This is a genomic window from Paenibacillus sp. sgz302190 (genome assembly GCF_059820445.1).
This window is the reverse complement of the sequence record NZ_JBZYAO010000003.1, coordinates 82,039-105,067: the sequence shown is the minus strand read 5'-3', so window position 1 is coordinate 105,067 and position 23,029 is coordinate 82,039. Positions and strand designations below refer to the sequence as shown.

The window sequence follows — 23,029 nt, the reverse complement described above, 5'->3', positions numbered from 1 at the left end:
CTTCACATGGCTACACCTGATTACGAAATGCTTTGGTTGTGACGCCGGCGATTTTTTTAAATACCGAATTAAAATAATGCGGATCGCTATAGCCTACCATGGCGGCAATTTCGTATGACTTGGCGTTTGTCGTTTTGAGCAGCTCCATCGCCTTCTTAATGCGGGTTTTAATTAAATAATCAATAAACGTTTGCCCGATTCCTTGAGAAAAAATCCCGCTAAAATGGCTTGCGCTTACGTTCACATAAGCCGCAACAACCTGCAAGGAAATATCCGGATTGTCAAAGTTTTTATCGATATAGTTTTTGGCCTTGGCAAGCAGCTCGCCATATTTGTCCGTAATGCGGTCACGATGTTTAAGGCCGAGCGCAAGTACAGAGACAGCGCAGGCCCGCACCTCCTCCAGCCTATTGCTGATCAACAGCGCTTCCTCCACCGCGGCCATCTCCGACAAAAAAGACTGCACGTCTCCATTGGACTCGTGGATAAACGCAGTTACGGCTGCAATCATATCCAAAATGAGATAATGCCAATAAAACTTGCTTTCAGCCTCCGTATGATCGCCGATACCTTGTATGTAACCGCAAACAAAACTGTCGATCTTGGAGACATCGCCCATTTTCAAAAAATTGGGCACTTGATTACGGTCGTAACCGGCCAATCCTCCTTTATCGATGCTGACAATCGGACGGTTGCGCAAAAAATAATGGTAGCTTTTATTTCGTTCCGCTTCGGAAAATGAGACCGCGATCTCCTGGACCCGCCCTCTGACCGTTCCTTTGCCGTGATAAAACGTGCCGCCAACCCGCTCCTCCAGCAGCTTCAGCTTGCGGATAAAGCTTTGGGCCGCAAACTCCACATGCTCCGGATCGTCTCCTTTTAAAATCCACACATGTTCTTTTTTACTGCGCCTCATATGCAAATGGTCCGCCATGTCGCGCATCGCTTCTTGAAATAGCGGATGCGTCTCAACGCCGCCGGGCATCTCTGCAAGCACCACGAGATAATGCTTCGCAATCAGACCGATGCCTAATGTCTCCGCGGCATGAATAGCCTCCGCTGTCGGGATGGAGCCGGAGCACAAATCGATCAGCAATTGCTCCCTGACCGTTTCCTGATTGATGCTGGCTTTCAGCTGCAGCAGCTCTTTCTTTTTCAGCTCCTCGCGCTCCATATCGATTTTGGCTGCAACACTTTGGAGCACTTGGATCAGCTCCATCGCATTGATCGGTTTCAGGCAATATTCCTCCACCCCGATCCGCAAAGCCTCCCTTGCATAGTTGAATTCGTCATGACCGCTCAAAATAATGATTTTGATCGCCGGCATCTTCTCTTTCACAATCCGGCTTAACTGCAGCCCGTCCATAAAAGGCATTTTAACATCGGTCAGCAAAATATCCGGCGCCAGACTTTCGATTAAAGGAAGCGCCATTTCGCCGTCCGGCGCGTCACCGCAATACACAAATCCCTCCTTTTCCCACTCAATCCGGTTGCGGATGCCTTCTCGGACAAGGACCTCATCATCCACCAACAACACTTTTTTCATCAAATTCTCTCCTTATCGGTATGCTCACGAACACTGTCGTGCCAAAGCCATATTCGCTTTCGATCCGAATACCGTACGGATCTCCGTTATAAAGATTGATTCTTTGATGCACATTGATAATCCCAAACCCTGCCGGTTGAGCCTGGGTATGCTTACTCTCGGCAAGCAGCTCTCTAAGCTGCTCCTGCTTCTCTTTCGTCATGCCCGCGCCGTTGTCCGAGACTCGCAGCTCAATATTGCCGTTCGTTCCATAGCCTCCTGTAATGCGAATGCAGCCCTTGCCCCGCTTGTTTTTAATGCCGTGGTACAAAGCGTTTTCGATCAGCGGCTGAAGCGTCATTTTCAAAATAAGGCAGCCCAGCACATTGTCCTGCACATCGATCTCGTAGTCGAGAATGTCCCTGTACCTCATCTGCTGGATCGTTAAATAGTTGGCGATATGATCCAATTCCTCTTTGAGCGTAATCTCATCTTTACCTTTACTTAATGAAATCCTGAAAAAAGTTGCAAGCGCGTTCACGATGCCGATGACTTCTTCGCTTTTTTTATTTTCCGCCAGCCAAATAATCGAGTCCAGCGTGTTGTACAAAAAATGCGGATTGATCTGGGCCTGCAGCGTCCGCAGCTCCGCGAGCTTCATCTGTTCCTGCTCTTTCATGCTGGTTTCGATCAGCAGCTTGATTTTGTCGAGCATCGTATTGAAGCTGACGCCCAAATCAGCTATTTCATCCTGCCCTCCGCCGGGCACTTTGGCATCCAAATAGCCTGACGCCGCTTGGCGCATCTTATTTTTCAAATACCGGATCGGACGGATCAGCCGGTTGGACACATAGGCATAGAGCGAAATAGTAAACATAATCGTGAAGATAACGCTGACAAAAATGAGCGTTTCAATCTGTTTTGCATCTTTGATCACTTCCTGCAAAGGCACTTCGCCGACGACCTTCCAGCCCGTCAACTCCGAAGTCGTATACACAATAAATTGCCTGCGTCCTGCCACCTCACGAATGTCGTTGCCCGAAGCCGCTCCCAATTGTTGCTTCGTTAAGCCCACAGCGGCACCGGCTGATTTCATACTCTCAGGCAGGATGATCGGCTTCCCCTGCGGGTCCATGACGTAAAAGAAGCCGCTGTCGCCCATCTTTGTATTGTTGCAAAAGTTTTCGATGACCGACACATCCAAGTTCATCACCATAAATCCGATGACTTCGTCCGTAATCTCCTGTTTTACCGTCGAGACGATCGATATTAGGGGAGGATTATCCTCCTCCGCCCGGTCCAAATTGCTGATCCCCCGCGAACCGGCAGGCGGTATGATAAGCACCTCATCACGATGGGCCAACAAGCTTTTGAACTCCGGATAAAGAAACGGGTCCTCATCGATTTGGAAAATGCCCTTTTTCTCGCTAATCCCCTTGCCGTACCTGTTAAAAAGTATAATATTCGTCAGGCCGTTGCTGAACCGGTACGTATCCCGATACAGGCTGAACGTTTTTAATATATCTTTAGCTTCATCATAAGTTTCGCTTTGAATCAGCAGAAACCGCAGTACATTTGAGTTTTTGCTAATGTCCAAAAATTTGCGGTTGTCCGAAAACAGCACGTCGATATCGTTTTTCAGATGCTCCGCCACAAGCTCTGTCGTGGCAATGCTATGCCTGGAAACGGTATTATACGATTTGGTGTAACTGATAATCCCTACGACAATTAAAGGGATGGCGGTCAGCATCACAAACATGACTAACATTTTCGCCCTCAAACTGGAGGATATCCAACGAAACAATCTCATGAAGGTACCCCCGGGTTTCATCGTTCTCGCCCACCAAATTAAAGCGCTTGCAGTACTCATTATTGTAATCTTTTTTTGATGCTTAGAAAATAGAAAATGATTCGAAAATGTTTTGATTTTTTGTGGCAGCCCAATTTAAATCCAGGTTTTCAAAATGGTATATGCATGAAGAAATTTACTGTAGTATGGTAAAATGATTTCGAGGAGTTGATACACCGATGGAATTTATGCGCACGATCGCAGAGGAGAAAATCCTGAAGTCCATCCGTCGCGGGGAATTAAACAATCTGCCGGGCGCAGGCAAGCCGCTTCCCCCTGATGATCTGGAGAACGTCCCGGAGGAGCTTCGAATCGGCTTCAAGCTGCTCAAAAATGCCGGGCTCATTCCCGAGGAAATGCAGCTTCGCAAAGAAATGGTAACGCTTGGCTACCTGCTCACCGTCTGCCGGGACGATTCCGAGCACACAAAGCTTCAACGTGAGTTGTCGGCCAAGAGGCTCCGCTACCAATCACTGATGTCCGAACGGGGATGGCTGGCATCGGAAGCGTTTACCGAATACGAGCGTCAAATCCAACAAAAGTTATCAGACAACGGCGAATAATACATAAGCTGTAACAGGTTTTAGAACGAATGTCGAAAATGAAAAATAGCCCGCACCATCAAGGCACGGGCTTGCGACATTGAAAACCTAAGCATCGGCTGCGCAGCGGAAGCCCATATTTCCTGACGAGCTATCCGGCATATTCTGGCTGCGGGCAGCCACACGGTATCGGTTGCAGTAGGATTTGTGGCATAAATAGGAGCCGCCGCGCATCACACGGCTCGTCCCTTTCGCCGGACCGATCGGGTTCACCCGCGGCCCGTTCAAGTGAAAGGTGGGGCTGAACCAGTCCGCACACCACTCCCAAACATTGCCGGCAGCTTGGTACAGTCCGTATCCGTTCGGTTCGAAGGATTGCACGGGCGCCGTCCCGAGAAATCCGTCACTGGCGTTGTTTTTTTTCGGGAATTTCCCCTGCCATATATTGCACATGTGCTTGCCGCCGGGTTTAATCTCATCTCCCCACGGATATCGCTTCTGAACGAGTCCTCCCCGCGCGGCAAACTCCCATTCCGCCTCCGTCGGCAGCCGTTTGCCGGCCCATCTGCAGTAAGCTTGCGCATCGTTCCAGGAAATATGAGTGACCGGGTGGTCGAGCCTGCCTTCAATCCCTGAGCCGGGCCCTTCCGGATCGCGCCAACTGGCGCCTTCGACTGCCAGCCACCAAGGCGTTTGCCTGGGCGCACCTAAAATTTTGACTCCGGCTTCGGGAACAAACAGATGAAACACGTACGACCAGCCAAACTTCTCCGCTTCCGTCGAATACCCGGCAGTGTCTGCAAACTTCTTGAATTCCGCGTTCGTTACCGTATACGGATCGATGTAGAACGGATCGATGGTGACGGCCCGCACCGGACCTTCTCCATCCGATGGAAAGCCTTCTTGATCGTCGGTCCCCATCAGAAACTCCCCGCCCGGCAAATAAATCATATCCTGTTTGGCCGGTTGTGCGGCGGGAGTGGCGGGAGCAACCTGGTTCCCCTTATCCTCTTTGTCCACTACGCCGGAGTTGATCGTCAAGGAAGCCTCCATTCTGGAAACGGAGCAGCAAGAAGGCTTTATCGGATCTGTCATAGTTATGGCCTCTCTTTCTAACGGGTGAAATCGACAAATTTTCTATACTTCTCCGTCCTTTGATCCGCAATGACGCCTTTCCAATTCAGACCAAAGGCAAAATCATAGCGATTGCCTGCGGAATCCGCATAACACTCCATGTCATGGGGAACATCTTCCTTTTGTTCTTCAACCGTACTCATATCGGCCGGCATCTGCATCGGAAGCAGCCCGGAAGGTTCCGTTTCACCCGTTACGATTGCCAAAATAGCTTGATCCTGGACGCCAAAGTTCACTAGAATGGAGTCTGCTTCTTTTTCAAATTCAGCAACGACCGCCGGGTTCGATAATAGCATCGATACGATGACCGGTTTTCCCTTCATGACTTTTCTGGTTTGCAAAACAAGATCAAGATCGGTGGAGTTGGTTGCGACCACGGTTTTGCCTTTGTAGGAACGATTGAGCACTTCCCGCGGATCCCCTGCAATACTCGTCTCTCTGGCTTGTGCAGCGGTATAAGGTCCATACTGGAGACTGACCGGAACATAGCCGTTCCCTCCCGCCTCACGGTCCTCTTTGCTGTAACCGCTGCCCGAATTAGGACCATGTATGAAAACAAGAGCGAAATCAGCCTGATCAGGTTGATCCGTTATGTTAAAGTATTTCTTTACGACATCCAGATTCACGGGATTATCCACTTTTCCTTCGATCCGGTTGCCGAACCAATCGGTTTGAGCAGGGAAATACCGCTTCGGTATATACACGGTTTTGCCTTTCGCCAGAGGAAGAACATGATCTTTATTTTTCAGCATGACAATCGATTTCAGCTGAGCCTGGTATCCTTCTGCCATAAACTCGGGGCACCCAACGACGGCTGCACTTTCTTCCACCTGGAGATAAGGATTTTCGAACAACCCAAGGCGGAAAATGTTTTTGAGCAAACGGACAGCCGATTCTTCGAAACGCTTGCGCATGAAGCTTTCCCCGTGTTCCTCGACTCCCTTATGGTAAGCTTCGATTATGGGACCCGCTTCATTGTTGCCTCCAAACTGATCCACACCGGCCATCAGCAGTTTATAATGTCTTTCGGTCACCGTTAATTGTTCCACGCCCCAAGGTTTACCCGCAAACTGATCCACAGTTTCGGGTTCATCCGCGGTGATGAGCCAATCGGTACAAACAACGCCATCGTAACCATATTTCCGGCGAAGTAAATCCTGGATCAGATAAGAGTTGTAAGAATTCCCTACATTCTCCCCATTGACTGTATCCTGATTGAATGAAATCGTATAATAAGGCATCACGGCAGAAGCCTTTGCTGTTTTGCCGGATAGCTGAAAAGCGCCGTCCACAAAAGGAATCAGATGTTCTTCAAAATTATTTCCCGGATACACTGCATATTTTCCAAAACCCCAGTGTGCATCCCGTCCACCTTCACCGGATCCCCCGCCGGGCCAATGCTTGACCATAGCGTTTACACTATCGTAGCCCCAGCCTTCACTGATCTCCTGCTCTCCCGCAGAAGTTTGGAATCCATCCACATAAGCACGGGCCATATCCGCCGATAGCTTGGGATCTTCGCCGAACGTCCCGCTAAACCGATACCAGCGAGGATCAGTCGCGATATCCACTTGAGGCGACAGGGCGGTTGCGATACCTAAAGCCCTGTATTCTTTCGAGGCAATTTCTCCAAATTTTTCAACCACTTCAGGATCGAATGCGGCCGCAAGCCCCAAGGTTTCCGGCCACATGGAAATCGTTCCGCCTGCACCTTCATTAAATTCCTTGCTTGAGTCGGAACCGTGTCGGGGATCGGAACTATTATTCGCCGGAATTCCCCAGCCAATACCTTCTGCCAAAGCTTGTACCTCATTATTCCAACGAGCGGCAGCCTCCGGGCTTTCGACGGTAGTGACGAGTATATGACGGAGATTATCCTCAGTTAAAAACTCGATTTGCTGATCTGAAAGATCCCAAGCCTTAGCTCCGCTTTCAGCAAAAGGTTTTCCGCCGTAGGTGCTGTCAAACTGCCCTCTCTTTACAGCTGGAACCGACTGATGGCGGCTATACAACATAAGACCGGCTATTTGCTCAACGGTCATCTTCGAGGCCAAATCGCGAGCCCGCTCCTCTGCGGATAAACGCCAGTCTTTATAAGGTTCTAGTTTTCCGCTTTTGTTCAAGTCTTTGAAAGCATGCCCTTCTATATAAAGGATTCCGATTCCTGAAGTTGTCGAATATCCTAACATAGGTCCTTTTTCATTTTTCACATAGTTAATCGCCAACATGTACACCCTTTCTAAACATACTTCCGTGTGCTTAATGCCCGGCCATTCTTTGTCCGATTTTCTTTTGAACGGCTGCAGCAATCTGATTCGTTTCTTCCGGAAACTCGCTCGGGTGCCTGCGCTTTAATTCCTCTACATGGTGGCCCCTGCCTGTTTCTTCCAACCGCTGCATGTATCCTTTCAGATACCCTCTGGCATGGAAAGGCCCGCCTTCCTTCATCACAGTCCATAAGGGGTCCGTATCGTCACCGGAGCGGCGCATCATCTCATCATGCCACTCGTTCAAATAGTAAACGGCTTCCATGCAAATCTCTTTGTGTTTTGCCGCCACATTATTTTGCTCATGAGGGTCTTCCGCCAGGTTGTACAGCATCTCTTGATCAAAGAGATGGAAGCCGTCATGATAGGTTCTGATGTAGATCCAGTCACGGAAACGGACACTGCGCTGCACCACATGGGCACATTGCGATACAACCAGATAGTCCCGTCCGCAGTCTGCTCCTTCTTTAAGCACCGGGGCATAGCTTGCGCCGTCCCAATCCGGCATCGCCGGGGTACCCAACATCTCCGCCACCGTAGGAAGCAAATCCAAATGGTAATGAAGATCTTCATTCACGATTCCCTGCTTCATTCCCGGCCAGCGGATAATCATCGGCAACCGGCAGGTCCCTTGATCGGCGGTGCCATGCTCCCCGTAGATGCCGAGCTGCCCCATATTTTCGCCATGATCGGCGGTGATAATAATGATCAGATCCTCCATGACACCGTGGTTCTCAAGTGCCGCGACTAAACGTCCGATATGCTCATCCATATAGCGGATTCCGCAATCATAGCCGTCGATCATGGTTCTCATTCCATCCATGTCGGCAATCTCCCCCGGATGACGCGGGAAATGAGGAGCGGTCTCGTTGTTAAACGTTTTGTTGCGGAAATCAATATTTAGTTCATGGACCGAATGCGGACCGACTTTTTGCTTATGCTTCTCCAGAACGTCCTCCGTCAGCCAATCAGGCAGCGGATCATTCTCAAACGGATTTCCGTAATCCATAGGTACACGATAAGGGGTATGCGGGTCCCAATAATTGATATACAAAAACCAGTCATCCTTCTGCGCATTTCGCTCGATCCAGTCAAGAGCTACCGGCGTGACATGCTCTGCCGATTCATTGCCATATCTTCCGGTATTGATAATCTCGTTAAAGCCTGCATAAAATCCGAAGGTGGAATGGCGCTGGGCAAACGGACTAATTAAAACGGTATTCATGTCTGCCATCAGCTGCAAATAAGAAGGGAACGAACCTCCGCGTGTAAGCTTCCCCATCAATTCCCGCTTGCTGCCTTCGGGCTTCATGTCTCCCGCTGTACCGCCATGGCCAACCAAACCGTTGCGAATCCCGAATTGGCCGCTCATGAGCGCTGTCCGGGAAGGAGCGCAAGGGGCATCCGAAGTGTAATAGTTGGTGAAACGAACCCCTTCACTAGCTATTTTGTCAATATTGGGAGAAGTATTCCGATGATACCCGTAGCAGCTTAAATGGTCGGGACTGGTAGAATCCAAGTCCAGAAATAAAATTCTCATTTACTTTCGTCCTTTCTTATTTAAGATCCGTTTTGCCCTATATCAGCGATCTTTCTTCCGACGCTCTGCGAATCGCTACAGATTGGCGTTCAATAATTTGTGGAGATAATAAAATTTGCTTATCGTAATTTTCCTTCTCATTTATATAATCGAACAGCAATCCGGCCGCTTCAACGGCCATTTGGTAAACGGGTACATATACGCTTGTAACAGCCGGGAAGCATTGTTCCCCATCTTTATAGTGATGTTCTTCCGTTATAATCGAAACATCCTCCGGAACGCGCATCCCGATATTATTCAAATAATTGATGGTAGGCTGCACCTTGCCAATGTCCCTGATCATAAGCGCTGTCGGTTTCTCATTCCGCGAAAACACTTCTGAAAGCACTTCGATATGCGCGTCAAGGTCACGCCTGCTTTCTCGGATTTCCACCTGCAAAAGCGGGTCTTTTCTCCACTCTTTGTATTGAGTGACGAATGTGGAGACTTCCGACCGAACGAAATTAAATATCGCTATCTTTCGATGATTTCGTTCATATAAATAATCCAGTGATTTCCAAATATTTTGTTTGAACTGTGCGTACACATTCAACCCGCGGTCCGAAACGAGCCTTTCCCCAATATAGACCATCGGCGCTTCGCTCTCGATCAGCTCAAAGAATGAGGAATTTCTCAATGGAGCACTTCCGAACAACAGCCCGTCAATTCTTTTTTGTTTCAAAAAGGACGTATACTGCGGGAGACATGCGCCGGATGCCAGCTTATCCTCTTCACAGGGTTCGTTAATAAGGAGCAAGTGATATCCTTGCTCCATAACCTTTTCAGTAGCTCCCCTTATAAACTCCATGGGATAGGTCGAAAATCCGTGCTTCGAACTAATAAAATGAGGGAAATATAATCCGATCAGCATAGTTTGGTGTTTCGCCAGGTTTTGAGCGGTAATGCTCGGAACGAACCCCAGCGTCTTCATAGCCTGATCTACCTTCGTTTCCGTTTTACGGCTAACATACCCGCTTTTATTGAGCACTCTTGATACAGTAGAAATGGACACGCCCGCTAATTTTGCCACATCGTAAATAGAAACTTTCATTTTTCCAACCACCAAAACCTTTTTTCATTCAGTATATCAAAAAAAGGCATTAAGCATGGAGTTCCGCCGTTGTTGAATGCTCTTTTTTTGTTGAGGAATTTTGAAAAACTTCTTGCGGGATTTTAAAGTATCTTAAGGCTATTGCGGTGCCAATGTAGGCCACAAGCGGAACCCCAGCATATAAGTACAGAATGACTTTAAGCACCTCGGGACTCTGTACCTGTCCGGCCACGTAACCGACAGCGCCCAAGATCGCTCCCGTCAAGCTGCCGCCAAGGGCCGATCCGAGCTTATTCACGAACGTACAGGCGGAAGTAACCGTTCCGGCACCTTCAACTCCGGTTTTCCAATTCCCATATTGCACACAATCGGGAATCAATGCCCATACGATCGAACCGCAAAATGTACCAAGAACCTGCTTCAAAATCGTCGCGATTAAAATAACGGTCACATTATCAGTAGGAATCAGCATCATGATTAAGGTCGGTACGGCCGCTGCAAGACTACCGTAAAGGAATACATTTCTTTTACCGATCTTCCTGGCTAAATACGGGGTAAACGCGTAGATCGGAAGAGATAATATCGTGCCCCACAGCGAAATTTGGGAATACAGTTCCATATGATTTACATTGTACTTCCAAAAGTAAAGAGATACCGCGCCATTGGTTGTCGTTGCCGTCAAGTTCATGAAAAAGGATAACATCAAGATCAATAAAGGCTTATTTTGCACAATCAAGCTCAACTGTTTCTTGATGGGAGGATGCTGATGCTGAGTACTCTTCCGATCCGCCGTCATATCATGGCGTTTTACGCCATTTGCACAAATCCAGAAAGAAAGCGATGCAATAATGGTAAGAATAAATACGGTAACAAACCATCCTTGCTGGCCTGTTCCGAAAAAAGCAACCATCGGGAGAACCCCTGCGTTAACGATGAGGCCTGCCGGAACCAGCATAAATTGCTTGGCCATCGTAATTGTGGTCGTTTGATTCGGATCTTTACTCATGACCGCCGTCAGTGAGTGGTAAGGAATGTTAACAACGGAAGACATGAACGAATAGCATAAATAAGTGAGAGCTGCGTAGACAATTTTGCCCGTTGGGCTCAAATTCGGCGCTGTGAACATCAAGATCATTACTGCCGCCAGCAGCGGTGCCCCAAAAATAAGATAAGGCCGAAAACTGCCCCACTTCGTTCGCGTACGGTCGGTGAGCATTCCCATAATGGGATCGAATATGGCATCAAGGAGCCTAACCCCCAGGAACAGCGACCCTACTGCGACCGGGGATACTTTGAAAACGTCCGTATAAAAATACATGAGAAACGATAGCTGAATGTAGAAAAATATGTTAGAGCCAAGTCCGCCGAAAGCATATTGAAAAATTTCGCTTTTTTGGGCAAGTTGCAGCTTACCGGTGCTCATGGTTATTGTCCTCCATATTGGGCATTATATTTTGAAAGCAAGTGATGTCAGACTATCCTTCCTGCGAGCCGGATAAAGTATAGGGCCATATCTTTTCTTTCAGGCGGCAGCTTCAAGTTCACAAAACCCAAAATGACATCCTCTTGGATTTCCGTTATGCCTCCGCCATTCGTATAATGCCCAAAACTCTCCAGCATCTGTTCTCTCATTTCTTGAGGAACCGTGTTTAGAAGCGTCCACATTTGATATTTTGCTCCCTTGGTCCAGGAAAGATGTTCAAGGCCCGGGAGTACGATCGCTTGCGCTACTTCTTGTTTTTGAACAATTAATTCGGAGGGGCTCATGTTTCCGTCCGCCGGAATGCCCAGACGCTCATATTGCTCCATCGGAGCATCATTCTGATTCATCATTTCGGCCATCATCCGAATGAGCCGCAATTCTACGTCGAGATCCTCCACCTCTTCGGTTTGTTTCGGATCTTGCAGCAGATCGTACAGTTTTGAACCGTATTGAAAAGGATTTGTCCTGCCTTGTCCTGCATGAATTTTCATGGTCCGGCAGCCTTTTGTGAATGAAAAAGGGTCCTGCAGCTCAATATCCTGAAGCTCCTGCGGTGAAAATAAGCTACGCATATGTGTGGGCATGAGCGTATATTCGAATAGCGGGCCGTTGTCCGGAGATACCGGGCCTCTCATATATACATATTGACCGTCCGTTATATTTACATGACTGCCGTGAAAGCCGAATAATGCCGCATCGCGAATTTTAGCATCCGACCGTATGGTATCTTTCAACGGCTTTCCGCTCAAATGTTCCGGAAGCGGTACACCAAAAAAATCAAGCAGCGTAGGAGCCAGATCCACGGTTTGGACAAGCGCCGACCTTCTCTCCCCTTTAACGCCCGCCCGGGGATCCCAGACAAACAATGGAGTGTTGGCAATTTCCTGATAAAGCGGCATGACCGACTTGGACCACCATCCGTGTTCCCCCAATAAGTAGCCGTGGTCCGTATTGACAATCAACATCGTGTCCTTCCACATGTCGTGTTCATCCATCAGATCAAGTACCCGGCCCAAGTTACGATCACACATGCTAAGCAGTGCGGCATATTGATATTTTCCGTGTTGGACTACTTCCTCGGATTCCTGAACAAAATAATACGGCGGCCAATCAAACGGTTTTCCATTATATTCGTGAGGGTATAAATCTTTATATTGCTGATAAGTGAAAAAAGGTTCATGCGGATCAAACGTTTCCAATTGCAAAAACCAGTTGTCCGCATCTTTATTTTTTTCTATAAACTCCAAACCATATTTAAAGGTTTTTGTTTGCGGATGTTTTTCCTCATCTTGCATATATTTGCGATTAATCGTGTCGTGCCGGAGCATATTCTGAAACACGGGATGCTTTGCGACAGGAATCTCGGACTCCGCAATATCAGGGTGATTAACCTCCCCTTTCCACGGGTCGCCCTCCTGCCCCCGGCAAAACTCGGCAGAACTATAACGGGTATGGTATGTTGCCCCACCATCTTCCCAATAATGCTGATGATCGGTAACAAGATGCGTATACACCTGATTCTTTTTGAGTCTCTCGGGCATACAGTCATCGAATGGCTCAATGGGCCCCCAGCTTCGATGCAAGAAATTATAGCGTCCTGTCAAAAGATCCCGTCGAGCCGGCATGCAAGGCATACTCCCGACGTAACATTGATCAAAAGTAACCGTTCTTTCACCCAATCGCTTAAAATTCGGGGCAATGGTCCATTCACACCCATAGTTCGGAAGCATATGACGATTCAGCGAATCAAACATCACCATGATAGCCCGCATCATGCTTCACCTCCCATATTCATTTTGCCGATCGATACTGCTGTCTGCCGTCCTGCTTTCGTGTTCATCTCTGATTTCTCTCCATCCAAGGTAAGATTGAGCGCCCTGTTCTAGAAGCGCTTCCACATTGAATAAAAAACACCAAGCTTATCGCTAAAAACGAATACTTATTGTGATTTGTTTTTGTGGAAGCGCTTCTACATTTTATAAAAAATAAAAAGCGAGCGCTTTCTTGACTCAATTTTAAATCAAAACAGAACGTTGTGCAACTACTAAAATTCAAAAAGATAAAAACATGTTAAGAAAAATAGAAGCATGGCGAAATTTCCTTGAAATTTCCGTGAAAATTCTTTTGAAATGGCTTGTAAAAATTTCAAAATGGAATAAAGTTTATGGGACAGCTTGGATAAGGGATTTTCAACCGGTCCCGTTCATCGTTTTTTTTCCATAATTTGTAATGACTCCCCTCTGATTCGGATATTTTAACCCGTGTGAGTAAATCATAAGGAGGAATTTGCCGCCGAGCAGGACGTCTGGAATGTGTTTTTATATGAACATGTCAAGCGTGTGCTGTTTGATCACTCAGTTTTTGGGCCCGAGATGAAGCAAGGTCAAATGATTATGGTATGGACCGGCGCCGCCAACCGCGATGAATCTCAATTTGCCCATGCGGAAAAGTTTGATATCCATCGACCTGGAAATCAACACCATCTCACCTTCGGGTCCAGCCCGCATTTCTGCTTGGGCGCTCCGCTGGCTCGTATGGAAGCTTACACTGCTTTAACCGCATTTGTGAAACGGTTCACTAATATTCATTCGGTGGAGGAATTCGCGGTGACCGAACATTTGACCGATTCAGCGATGGGCCAATCTCTTAAAAGCCTTCCAATTCGCTTAGCTTAACGCTTATCGGCATAGGCGATCATCTAAACAGACTCAGCTTGCAAAATAAGCCAATACAAAAAGAGGCTAACCCATAGGCAACACTTGTTTGCCCAGGGAACCAGCCTCTTTCCTCTGTTTGCCGTCGTCTGCTCATGTACGCAACGCTTACCCCTTCACCGCCGAGCCGACCGTGAGCGCCTTTTCCACCTGCTCGCTGAACAGCACGTAAATCAGCACCGTCGGCAAACTCGCAATCGTCATGGCAGCGCCCATCGCGCCCCACTCCGTCGTGAACTGCCCTTGGAAGAACAGCAGGCCTAGAGGCAGCGTCTTCAAGGTCTCCTTCGTAATCAGCATTAGCGCCATCGGGAATTCGTTCCACGCAGCGAGGAAGACGAAGATGACCATCGTCGCAATCGCCGGCTTCACGATAGGCAGCATAATGCGCAGGAAAGTCTGGTAGATCGTCGCCCCGTCGATACAGGCGGATTCCTCCAGTTCCACCGGAATGCTGCGGAAAAAGCCGTAGAACACCATCGCGGAGAACGACAAGTTGAACGCAATATACGGCACGATCAGTGCCAAGTAAGTATTCGCGAGATGAAAATCTCTCACCAGAATCGCCAGCGGAATCATGATGACCTGTACCGGTACGAACATCCCGATGATCACATAGGTGTTCGCAATTCCCTTGAGGCGCCACTGCATTCTTGATACCGCATAAGCGAACATGACGGATAGCGCAATTGTCCCCACCACCGTTACTACAGAAACAAACAGGCTATTCATAAAATACATCGGCACGTTGAATTTGGACCACGCCTGCATATAGTTTTCCCAGCGGAAGCTCGTCGGCGGACCGAAAGGGTTCGTGACGAAAATTTCGTTATTATTTTTCAAAGAATAAAAAACCATCCAAAGTAACGGATACACCGAAATGACTGCATAAATCCACAGAAACAATTGTAAAACCGGTTGCTTCTTTCTCATTCTGGCTGCCCAGATCATTCTCCCTCACCTCCTCTAATATACGATCCGTTCTCGAGCCACCAGACGGTTAATCACGAGCGTCACCAAAAGACATTCGATGACCAGGAACGCCGCAGCCGCGCTGCCGTAGCCAAACTCATTGACGCGGAACGCCGCACGGTACATCAGATATGTGAGCGTATACGTCGTCGTACCCGGACCGCCCCCCGTCATGATGAACATGTTGGCAAAGGCGTTCAGCCCGCCCGTCACCGCGAGCACCAGGCAGAACTTGTACGTTTCCGCCATGAGCGGAATCGTAATATGCCAGTGTGCCTTCCAGCGCTCGGCTCCGTCAATGCGCGCCGCTTCGAGATACTGCTCAGGGATGGAGCGAACCGCCGCCAACAGCAAAGCAAAGTGGTAGCCCATATATTGCCATGCATTGACAGCCGCAATCGCGAAGATCGCCGTAGTCTCGTTCGTCAGCCAGTCCTGACGATATTCCCAGCCGAACATCTCGAACAGCTTGTTGATGAGACCGTATTGCCCGTTATACATCGCCAACCACAGCTGGCATACTACAGTGATCGAGAGCACTACCGGTATGAAGTAGCTGATTCGCAGCAGCTTGCGCCCCTTCAGCTTCGCATCCGATACCGCCAGCGCCAGCAGCGTACCGATCCCGATCTGCAGCACCACCAGCACGACTGCGAAAACGATACCGTTATAGAGCGACGTATAGAAAATGCGGTCTTTGAAGAGCCGCGCATAATTGTCGAGTCCGATGAACGTGCCTGGCGTAAGTCCGTCCCAATCGAACAGACTGCGGTAAAAAACCTGTATAATCGGCCAGAACACCATGACGGTAAACAGCAGCAGCGTCGGCAACGTGAAAAGCGCGATCGCCAGCTTATTGCCCATAAATTTTTTCATAGCATTTCTCTCCCCTGCCTAGAAAGTACTCGCACCGGCCACAAAACTGCATGACCGGTGCGAGGGAGACGACGTTTACTTCACTGCATTTTCCAAATCTTTAACGAACTGATCTGCCGTGTAGGTTCCTGTCATCAGGTTTTGCGCCGCATCCTCTACAGCGGCTTTGAACTTCGGATTGGACAAGCCCCATGTGAAAGCGGTAGTGCTTGTAATGTTGGGAATGTCCTTGGACAGCTGTTCCATCATTGGCGGGTATTTCTTCTCAATCGGCTTGTCTACCTTCGTCGCTACGATTGGGTTGGCTCGCTGCGTGTACTTGTACTCGGCGTATTTCAGGGACATGAAGCTTGCCACCTTCGCAGCCAGCTCCTTATCCTTCGTGTTCGCCGATACCGCGTAGCCGGAAGGACCGCCGGAGCCGCTGAATGCCAGCTTGCTCTTCTCGTAGGAAGCCGCGTCCGGAGCCGGGTAGTACATATAGGCTGCCTTATCGCCAAGCGCCTTCGTTGCCGCCTCGATCTCCCACTGGCCGTTCAAGAACATCGCCGCCTTGCCCTCATGGAACATGGCCGCAGCTTGGTCGTAGTTCAGGTTCGTTGCGCCCTTCGGCAGCAGACCCGCCTTCACCAAGTCCACAACGTTTTGAGCCGCCTTCTTGTACGCCTCGTCGGAAGGCTTCGCCTTGCCTTGGTCGAGCGCCGTAATTCCAGCCGGGTTATAACGCGTTGCAAAAATATCATACAGCGCCACTGTCGGCCATTTTTCCTTCGCGAACAGGGACATCGGCGTGATGCCTTTCTCCTGGAACGTTTTCACCGCAGTCATCATCTCATCAAAGGTCGTCGGCACTTTCACGCTGTTCTTCTCGAACAACTCCTTGTTATAGAACAAAAGCACCAGCTCGTTACCCGCGTAAGGGAACGCGTACACCTTGCCATCCGGAGCATACAGCGTGTTCATCGCGCTCGGTTGCATTTTCTCCTTAAACTTGAACTTATCTACATACTCGTCCAGCACCAGAATGTTGTTTGACTTCTTGAACGTATTGATCTGATCCAAACCCGCTTGGAAAATATCCGGCAGGTTGCCTGTCGCAGCATACGTCTTCAGCTTCTGGCCGTCATCCTGCGCCTGAACCTCAAGCTCCAGCTCCACGTTCGGCATTTCCTTCTTCAGCTCCGCAACGGCGTAGTCGTACGGAAGCTTTGTATCGTCATCGGCATACTGCGCGTAGATGCGCAGCTTGGTTGTGCCGCCGGTTGTCGACGCGTCCTTGCCGCCGGCCGCCTGCTCCGCCGGCTTCTGCCCGCCTGAGCTGCACGCCGCCAGGCTTGCCACCACACCTGCAATTAGAATAGTCGAAAGCGCCTTCTTCATTTGTATAACCTCCCTTTTATCTTCCCTGCAAGTCATGAGTTTACCGGGAATCGGCCATTCCGTTAATGGATTAAACGATGCATTCTTGCACTATTCGCGCATATCGGCTAATGACTGCGCTGATTCTCGTAATCGCTTGGCGAATAGCCGTAATATTTTTTGAAAGCTCTGCTGAAATAGGCCGGATCATTGTAGCCGATCTGCTCGGCAATGTCCGATAGCTTGCTTCCTCCGCGGCCGATGAGTTCCTTGGCCCGCTGCATCCGCGTATGTGTAAGATAGTCGGTCACCGTCATGCCTAGCTCCTTCTTAAATACCGCCCGCAAATAGCTCGAATTTATGAATACATGCTGCGCGATCTGCTCCACTTGCAGCTCCGAGTCCTGATAATAATCCTCGATATATTTCTTCACCGCTTCCGCAATTTTGCGCGACTTTGTCTGCTTGTGCATCTGCCCGTATTGCAGCGCTTTGTGGAACAATCCCTCGATCCATTGGCCTGCAGCGTCGATCGATTCCATCCGGGTAATCTCGCTGTACGGGAAAAAATCCTCCCCGAAGCAGTCCTCAATAGGATGTCCGCTTTCCGACACATACGAAAGGCATAGCGATACCAAGCCCATGCAGATGACATACGTATATTCGATGGACAGCCGCTGCTCGTTAATTTTTGTAAAAATCGCTTCCAGCCCGCTTCTTACCGCGCTCCAATCGCTCATGCGCAGCCGGATCAGCAGTTCCTCGTTCGTCTCCGGCGAAATGAAGCCGCTGGGATCGGTTACGGCTCCTCCGCCCCCCTGCTGCTCGTACCGAATGACTCGGTCGTTGCCCAGCAGAAATTTCTTCTGAAGCGCATTAAGCGCCTCCTCATACGACGTACGAATCCCTGCGTAGCCCTCATGCCACCCGCCTATGCCGATGGTAATGGTGAATTTCAAATACTTCTTGATGAGGAAGCAAAGCTTCTCATAGCCTTCCTGCTCCTGCATCGGCTCCTGTCCGGCCTGCCGCTCCCGAATGCAGAGAATACGGCCCTCCGTGCCGTTAAATACAAGCGGCGGCTCTCCCGCAGCCATCGTTTCCTGAAGAATATTCGTGACCGCGAAACGCCAGAGCAGCTTGTCGCTGACCTTGTTCCACTTCTGATCCATACTGTCGATCTCGATGCATGCCACCTGAAGCGGGCCAGATAGCGCCTTAATCCCAAGGGTTTCCAGACGCTGACGCGTCTCCTCCTGCGTCAGGTTGTAGTCTCTGCTGACAAGATGGTTCAGGAAGCCCTCCTTCAGCAGCACCTGGTTGGCCTGCAGCGTCATCCGCTCCTCCCGGGCGCGGACGATGCTCGTCTGCAGCCTTAACAGCGTAAGGATGAGCTCCTCCTTGGAGAACGGCTTCAGAATGTAATCCTCGACCCCCAGCTTCAGCGCGCGCCGTGCATATTCGAACTCGCTGTGGCCCGTCACCAGCACGATCCCGATATCCGGCATCTCCCGCTTCAGCCGCTCCGTCAGCTCCAGACCGTCCATGAAAGGCATATTGATGTCGATCAGCGCAATGGCCGGCCGGTGCTCACGGGCAAGCTCCAGCGCCTCGACGCCGTTCTTCGCCTCGCTGCATATTTCTAAACGGTACTCCCCCCACGAAATGCTAGTTCGCAGGTAATCTCTGAAAATGACTTCATCATCGACAATCATGACTTTGAGCATACTGGCTCCACCTATCCTTCCACATTTACCTGCTGCGCCGGCAGCGTGATCGTAACGACCGTTCCCTCGCCGGGGGCGCTTTCAATATGCAGGCCGTATTCCTCTCCGTAAAACAACTTGATCCGGTCGTCCACATTATGCAATCCGTATCCGCTCTGTCCGCCGCTATCCCGAGCCGTCATGTGCCGCTTTAACTCCGCCAGTTCCTCCCGCGTCATCCCGACGCCGTCATCATGCACCTCAAGGACGATCGAATCTGCGTCCCGATAGCCTCGGATTAGCAGCCGCCCCATGTCCCCCTTCTCCTTAAGTCCGTGGTAGATAGCGTTCTCCACAATCGGCTGGATCGTCAGCTTGAGAATTTCTTGCAGCATAATGTCGTTTTCCACTTCGAACTGGTACGTGAATACATCCGAGTAGCGGATATGCTGAATGGCGAGGTAATCCTTCACATTGCGCAGCTCCTCATCGATTCGGATTCGCTCCCGTCCCTTGCTGAGTGCCACCCGGTAGAAATCGGCGAGCGCCTTCGTCGTCCGAGATACATCTTTGGTGCGGCCCATTTCGGCCAGGGCATAGATGACATCCAGTGTATTGTATAGAAAATGCGGCTTGATCTGCGCCTGAATTAGCGCAAGCTCGTACTCCCGCTTCTTCTTCTGTTCCTGCGTAATGTTCTCCACCAGTTCCTTGATGCGCCGGGTCATCGTATTGAAGCCTTGCGAGAACAGCCCCATCTCGTCGGCGGAATTGACCTCGATGCGCACATCCAGGTTGCCCTCATGGAAGCCCTTCATCCCTTTGGCCAGCTTGATGATCGGGCCGGCGATCAACTTCGAGAGCAGCGCAGCGCCGCCCAGCGCGAACAGCAAGCACAGTGCGCCGATAACCGCAATAACCAGCGTGATCTGGTCCAAATCCGCCGTCAGCTCGCGCAGCGGAATCATGCTGACCAGCTTCCAGCCGAGCTGGGGGAAGCTATGGCTCGTGACGAGCCGATCCATCCCCTCCATGGAACGAATGTCGGCAGCATGCTCCGTATCATGCACCCACCGCCACAGGCTGGGGTCGGCAATCGGCTTCAGCAGCTCGGACGGCTGCGCAGAGGAGACGATTCTCCCTTCGTTGTCCGCGATGAAATAACTGCCGGAAGGGAGTGCGCCCATATTTCGGTACACAGCGGATAGCGAGGATTCTTTGACATTCACAATCAGAACGCCCAGCGTTTGGCCTGTATTGATATTGACGATTTTCTTCCCAAGCGTCAACACCGGTACGGACGGGTCCGTTACGAGATAGTCGCGTCGCTGCATCGGCAGCCACACATTCAGGCCGTTCGTGTCGAGAACCTGACGATGCAGCGGGCTATCGACAGCAGTGGCGGAATTGACCTCCACGCGTGCGGTCGAGCCGTACACGCCCCCCTGCTCGTCGATGAATGCCGCCGAATCCACATCGGGAAACACGAGCAATCCGAAGCTCAACTGATTCGTGATCGCGGTGTAGCGCTGCAGATTCAACTGCTCTGAGGGCGTCGCCAGCTCCGGAGCCAGCTTGTTCAGGTTCAGAGTCAACATATTGGCGTAGCTCTCCGCGTTCGTCAGCATTCCGCTCAGCCGCGTAATAATGAGCGAGGAGTTGTCCGACACGTTCTTCTTCGTCTTCTCGATGATCGCCTCCGAGTAGATAACCTTGGAGGTGTAGCCCAGAACGAGGAGAGGGACTAGAATCAAGGGAATGTATACCGCGAATATTTTCGTTCGAATGCGCTGGTTGCGGAACCATTGCGACAGACTGCTTCGCTGAATGATGCTCATGACGATTCACCGGCTTTCCATTAGACTTTCGATTATTCATTATACATCTTGTTGCGGAAGGAACAACTCCGGCATTTCTGGAAGCAGCTGAGCGTAGAAGGAAAATGTCATCATTTCCATCCGGCATCCTTGGAAAAGCTAAAAAACCGGAACTGGATCGAATCAATCGCCCCAGCTCCGGTTCATATTGGAAAAATTTGTCATAATCCAATTTTCGGATACCAAATCAATATAACGTTTTGAGTGCTTCAGGACTAAACGGAACTAAATCGTCTGTTCGTCCGTCGCGAATTTTGCTGACCCACGCAGGGTCTACCAGCAATGCTCTTCCGATGGCTACCAAATCAAACTCATGATTCTCTAACTTACCCACCAATCCCTCGACACTTGCGTTGCCGGCACCTTTTCCTTCGGTAAAGAGTGTCATAAAATCACCGTCCAGGCCGACAGAGCCAACGGTAATGGTTGGTCTACCGGTAAGTTTTTTAACCCAACCGGCAAGATTTAGATCAGAACCGTCAAATTCGGGTTCCCAGAACCGACGTGTCGAGCAGTGGAACATATCAACTCCCGCTTCGACCAGCGGTGCCAAAAATTGTTTCAGTTCGTCCGGTGTTTTGGCCAGTTTCGCTGTATAGTCCGATCCTTTCCACTGCGAGATACGCAGCACGATCGGGAAATCGGGACCCACAGCAAGACGGCAAGCTTTAACAACCTCTGCTGTAAAACGGGTGCGTGCTACCATGCTGCCGCCATAACTATCCGTACGTGTATTTGTTTTCTCCCAGAAAAATTGGTCGATCAAATATCCATGGGCGCCGTGAATTTCAACCCCGTCAAATCCGAGCCGCTCCCAATGAGAATGGACGGAATAATGAATGCACAGATTCGGAATAAGACATAGTGTACCTCCGAGCTTTTTTCTTATAATAGTTAATTAAAGATTACAACGTGGACGCATCAATTACAAACCTGTAACGGTATTATTGTGTATGAAGGGATACATTATTCAACACAACTTTCTATCTTAAAACCCTGTCGTATACTGTTTAGGGACCGCTGTTTCTTTTCTCAGACTCGCTGCGGCTTCCAGTGCCCAGTAAGGGTTTCTTAGCAGCCCTCTTCCCACAGCGACCAGATCGGCGTCTTCATTGCCTACTACGGCATTCGCCAAAATTGGATCATCGAGTCTTCCGACAGCTATTACCGGAATATTAAGGGCTTGTTTGATTTCTCGAGCTAGAGGTACTTGATAAGCCGCGTGGCTGCCAGGTCTGCCCCATGCAGCAATCGGTCCTTCTCCGCCGGATGAGATATCAAACATATCCACTCCCGCTTCCTGATATTTTTTAGCGAAAGCAATGCTTTCCTTGATCCCATATCCGCCCTCAACGTATTCTTTAGCGGAAATGCGCATCATAAGCGGCCTGTCTTCCGGCATTTCTGCTTTTGCTGCCGCAATAATTTCCCGACCAAATTTAGTGAGGTCTTTACCGTACTCATCGTCTCTTTTGTTTGTGAGGGGCGAATGAAATTGATGAATTAAGTATCCGTGAGCCCCATGAAGTTCAATGGCATCAAATCCGGCTTTAACAGCGCGAGCTACGGCACTGCGGAATTTTTCCACTAGACCTTTAACTTCTTCTGTTGAAAGAGCTCTAGGTTGTTTTGATTTTTCATCAAAAGCAATGGCGGAAGGCGCTACGGGAACTTCGGCATCTTCCGCTTTGCGACCGGCATGAGCAATCTGAATTCCCACTTTGGCGCCATAACTGTGGCAAGCATCGACAATTCGTTTTAAAGCCGGAATTTGCTCATCTGACCACAATCCAAGATCATAGTCGGAAATACGTCCATCCGGCTCTACATCTGTCATTTCAATCATAATAAATCCGGCACCGCCAACCGCGCGACTTACATAGTGTAAATAATGCCACTCTGTTGCAATACCGTCTTTTTTGTCGACCGAGTACTGGCACATCGGGGACATTACAATGCGGTTTTTTAATTCCAGGCCTTTAATTGTATAAGGACTAAATAAATCTTTCATGAGAAAGACTCCTCTCTATTTGTTTGGATAGCGAATTAAAATATGCATGCACACGCATATATAATACCATTTTATTTTCTTTTG

General features: G+C 49.6%; 15 protein-coding genes and 2 pseudogenes. 2 read left to right on the top strand and 15 right to left on the bottom strand.

Going from position 1 to position 23,029, the window contains the following annotated elements; translation table 11 throughout:
• Positions 1-10: 10 nt before the first annotated feature.
• A complete protein-coding gene (locus AC6RNO_RS05620; RefSeq protein ID WP_497104890.1) occupies positions 11-1,546 on the bottom strand; it encodes a response regulator in 1,536 nt (511 codons plus the stop codon).
• Positions 1,521-3,335, bottom strand: a complete 1,815-nt coding sequence (locus tag AC6RNO_RS05615) for a cache domain-containing sensor histidine kinase (protein WP_474679216.1) — start codon at positions 3,333-3,335, stop codon at positions 1,521-1,523. Before AC6RNO_RS05615 ends, AC6RNO_RS05620 begins: the two co-directional genes overlap by 26 nt.
• A 218-nt stretch (positions 3,336-3,553) precedes the next feature.
• Here AC6RNO_RS05615 and AC6RNO_RS05610 point away from each other — a divergent pair, with 218 nt between their 5' ends.
• On the top strand, positions 3,554-3,937 hold the full coding sequence (locus tag AC6RNO_RS05610; protein ID WP_497104889.1) for a DnaJ family domain-containing protein: 384 nt from the start codon (positions 3,554-3,556) through the stop codon (positions 3,935-3,937).
• Between the two features lie 87 nt (positions 3,938-4,024).
• Here the strand turns inward: AC6RNO_RS05610 and AC6RNO_RS05605 are convergent, their stop codons facing one another.
• From AC6RNO_RS05605 to AC6RNO_RS05580, 6 genes are read right to left on the bottom strand one after another with little or no spacing between them, the layout of a single operon-like run.
• Positions 4,025-5,011, bottom strand: coding sequence for an SUMF1/EgtB/PvdO family nonheme iron enzyme (locus AC6RNO_RS05605; protein WP_497104888.1), 987 nt, complete (start codon positions 5,009-5,011; stop codon positions 4,025-4,027).
• A 17-nt stretch (positions 5,012-5,028) separates the two neighbouring features.
• Positions 5,029-7,278: a glycoside hydrolase family 3 N-terminal domain-containing protein gene (locus AC6RNO_RS05600; RefSeq protein WP_497104887.1), complete on the bottom strand. Its 2,250-nt coding sequence runs from the start codon at positions 7,276-7,278 to the stop codon at positions 5,029-5,031.
• A 31-nt stretch (positions 7,279-7,309) separates the two neighbouring features.
• Entirely contained in the window at positions 7,310-8,857 is a 1,548-nt protein-coding gene (locus AC6RNO_RS05595; RefSeq protein ID WP_497104886.1) for a sulfatase-like hydrolase/transferase, read from the bottom strand.
• 37 nt (positions 8,858-8,894) lie between these two features.
• Positions 8,895-9,947 (bottom strand): LacI family DNA-binding transcriptional regulator, encoded by a 1,053-nt coding sequence (locus AC6RNO_RS05590; RefSeq protein ID WP_488437293.1) that lies wholly within the window; start codon positions 9,945-9,947, stop codon positions 8,895-8,897.
• 49 nt (positions 9,948-9,996) lie between these two features.
• Positions 9,997-11,370 carry an MFS transporter gene (locus tag AC6RNO_RS05585; protein ID WP_488437292.1) on the bottom strand — a complete coding sequence of 458 codons (1,374 nt, stop codon included), beginning with the start codon at positions 11,368-11,370 and terminating at the stop codon, positions 9,997-9,999.
• Between the two features lie 47 nt (positions 11,371-11,417).
• Complete coding sequence (locus AC6RNO_RS05580; RefSeq protein WP_497105014.1) at positions 11,418-13,184, bottom strand: sulfatase-like hydrolase/transferase; 1,767 nt, start codon at positions 13,182-13,184, stop codon at positions 11,418-11,420.
• A gap of 600 nt (positions 13,185-13,784) precedes the next feature.
• Here AC6RNO_RS05580 and AC6RNO_RS05575 point away from each other — a divergent pair.
• A pseudogene (locus AC6RNO_RS05575) lies at positions 13,785-14,105 on the top strand (cytochrome P450); the annotation flags it as partial.
• Positions 14,106-14,252: 147 nt separating this feature from the next.
• On the opposite strand, the gene AC6RNO_RS05570 reads toward AC6RNO_RS05575, so the two are convergent.
• The 7 genes and pseudogenes from AC6RNO_RS05570 to AC6RNO_RS05540 form a co-directional block, all read right to left on the bottom strand.
• Positions 14,253-15,095, bottom strand: a complete 843-nt coding sequence (locus AC6RNO_RS05570) for a carbohydrate ABC transporter permease (protein ID WP_474679224.1) — start codon at positions 15,093-15,095, stop codon at positions 14,253-14,255.
• Positions 15,096-15,110: 15 nt separating this feature from the next.
• Complete coding sequence (locus AC6RNO_RS05565) at positions 15,111-15,992, bottom strand: carbohydrate ABC transporter permease (protein ID WP_474679225.1); 882 nt, start codon at positions 15,990-15,992, stop codon at positions 15,111-15,113.
• A gap of 75 nt (positions 15,993-16,067) precedes the next feature.
• The gene (locus AC6RNO_RS05560; RefSeq protein WP_474679226.1) at positions 16,068-17,372 is read right to left on the bottom strand and encodes an ABC transporter substrate-binding protein; all 1,305 of its coding nucleotides are present in this window, start codon (positions 17,370-17,372) and stop codon (positions 16,068-16,070) included.
• Between the two features lie 107 nt (positions 17,373-17,479).
• Positions 17,480-19,078 carry a response regulator gene (locus AC6RNO_RS05555; RefSeq protein WP_497104885.1) on the bottom strand — a complete coding sequence of 533 codons (1,599 nt, stop codon included), beginning with the start codon at positions 19,076-19,078 and terminating at the stop codon, positions 17,480-17,482.
• Between the two features lie 11 nt (positions 19,079-19,089).
• Complete coding sequence (locus AC6RNO_RS05550; RefSeq protein ID WP_497104884.1) at positions 19,090-20,895, bottom strand: histidine kinase; 1,806 nt, start codon at positions 20,893-20,895, stop codon at positions 19,090-19,092.
• A gap of 226 nt (positions 20,896-21,121) precedes the next feature.
• A pseudogene (locus tag AC6RNO_RS05545) lies at positions 21,122-21,757 on the bottom strand (oxidoreductase); the annotation flags it as partial.
• A 165-nt stretch (positions 21,758-21,922) separates the two neighbouring features.
• A complete protein-coding gene (locus AC6RNO_RS05540; protein WP_497104883.1) occupies positions 21,923-22,945 on the bottom strand; it encodes an oxidoreductase in 1,023 nt (340 codons plus the stop codon).
• Positions 22,946-23,029: the final 84 nt, after the last annotated feature.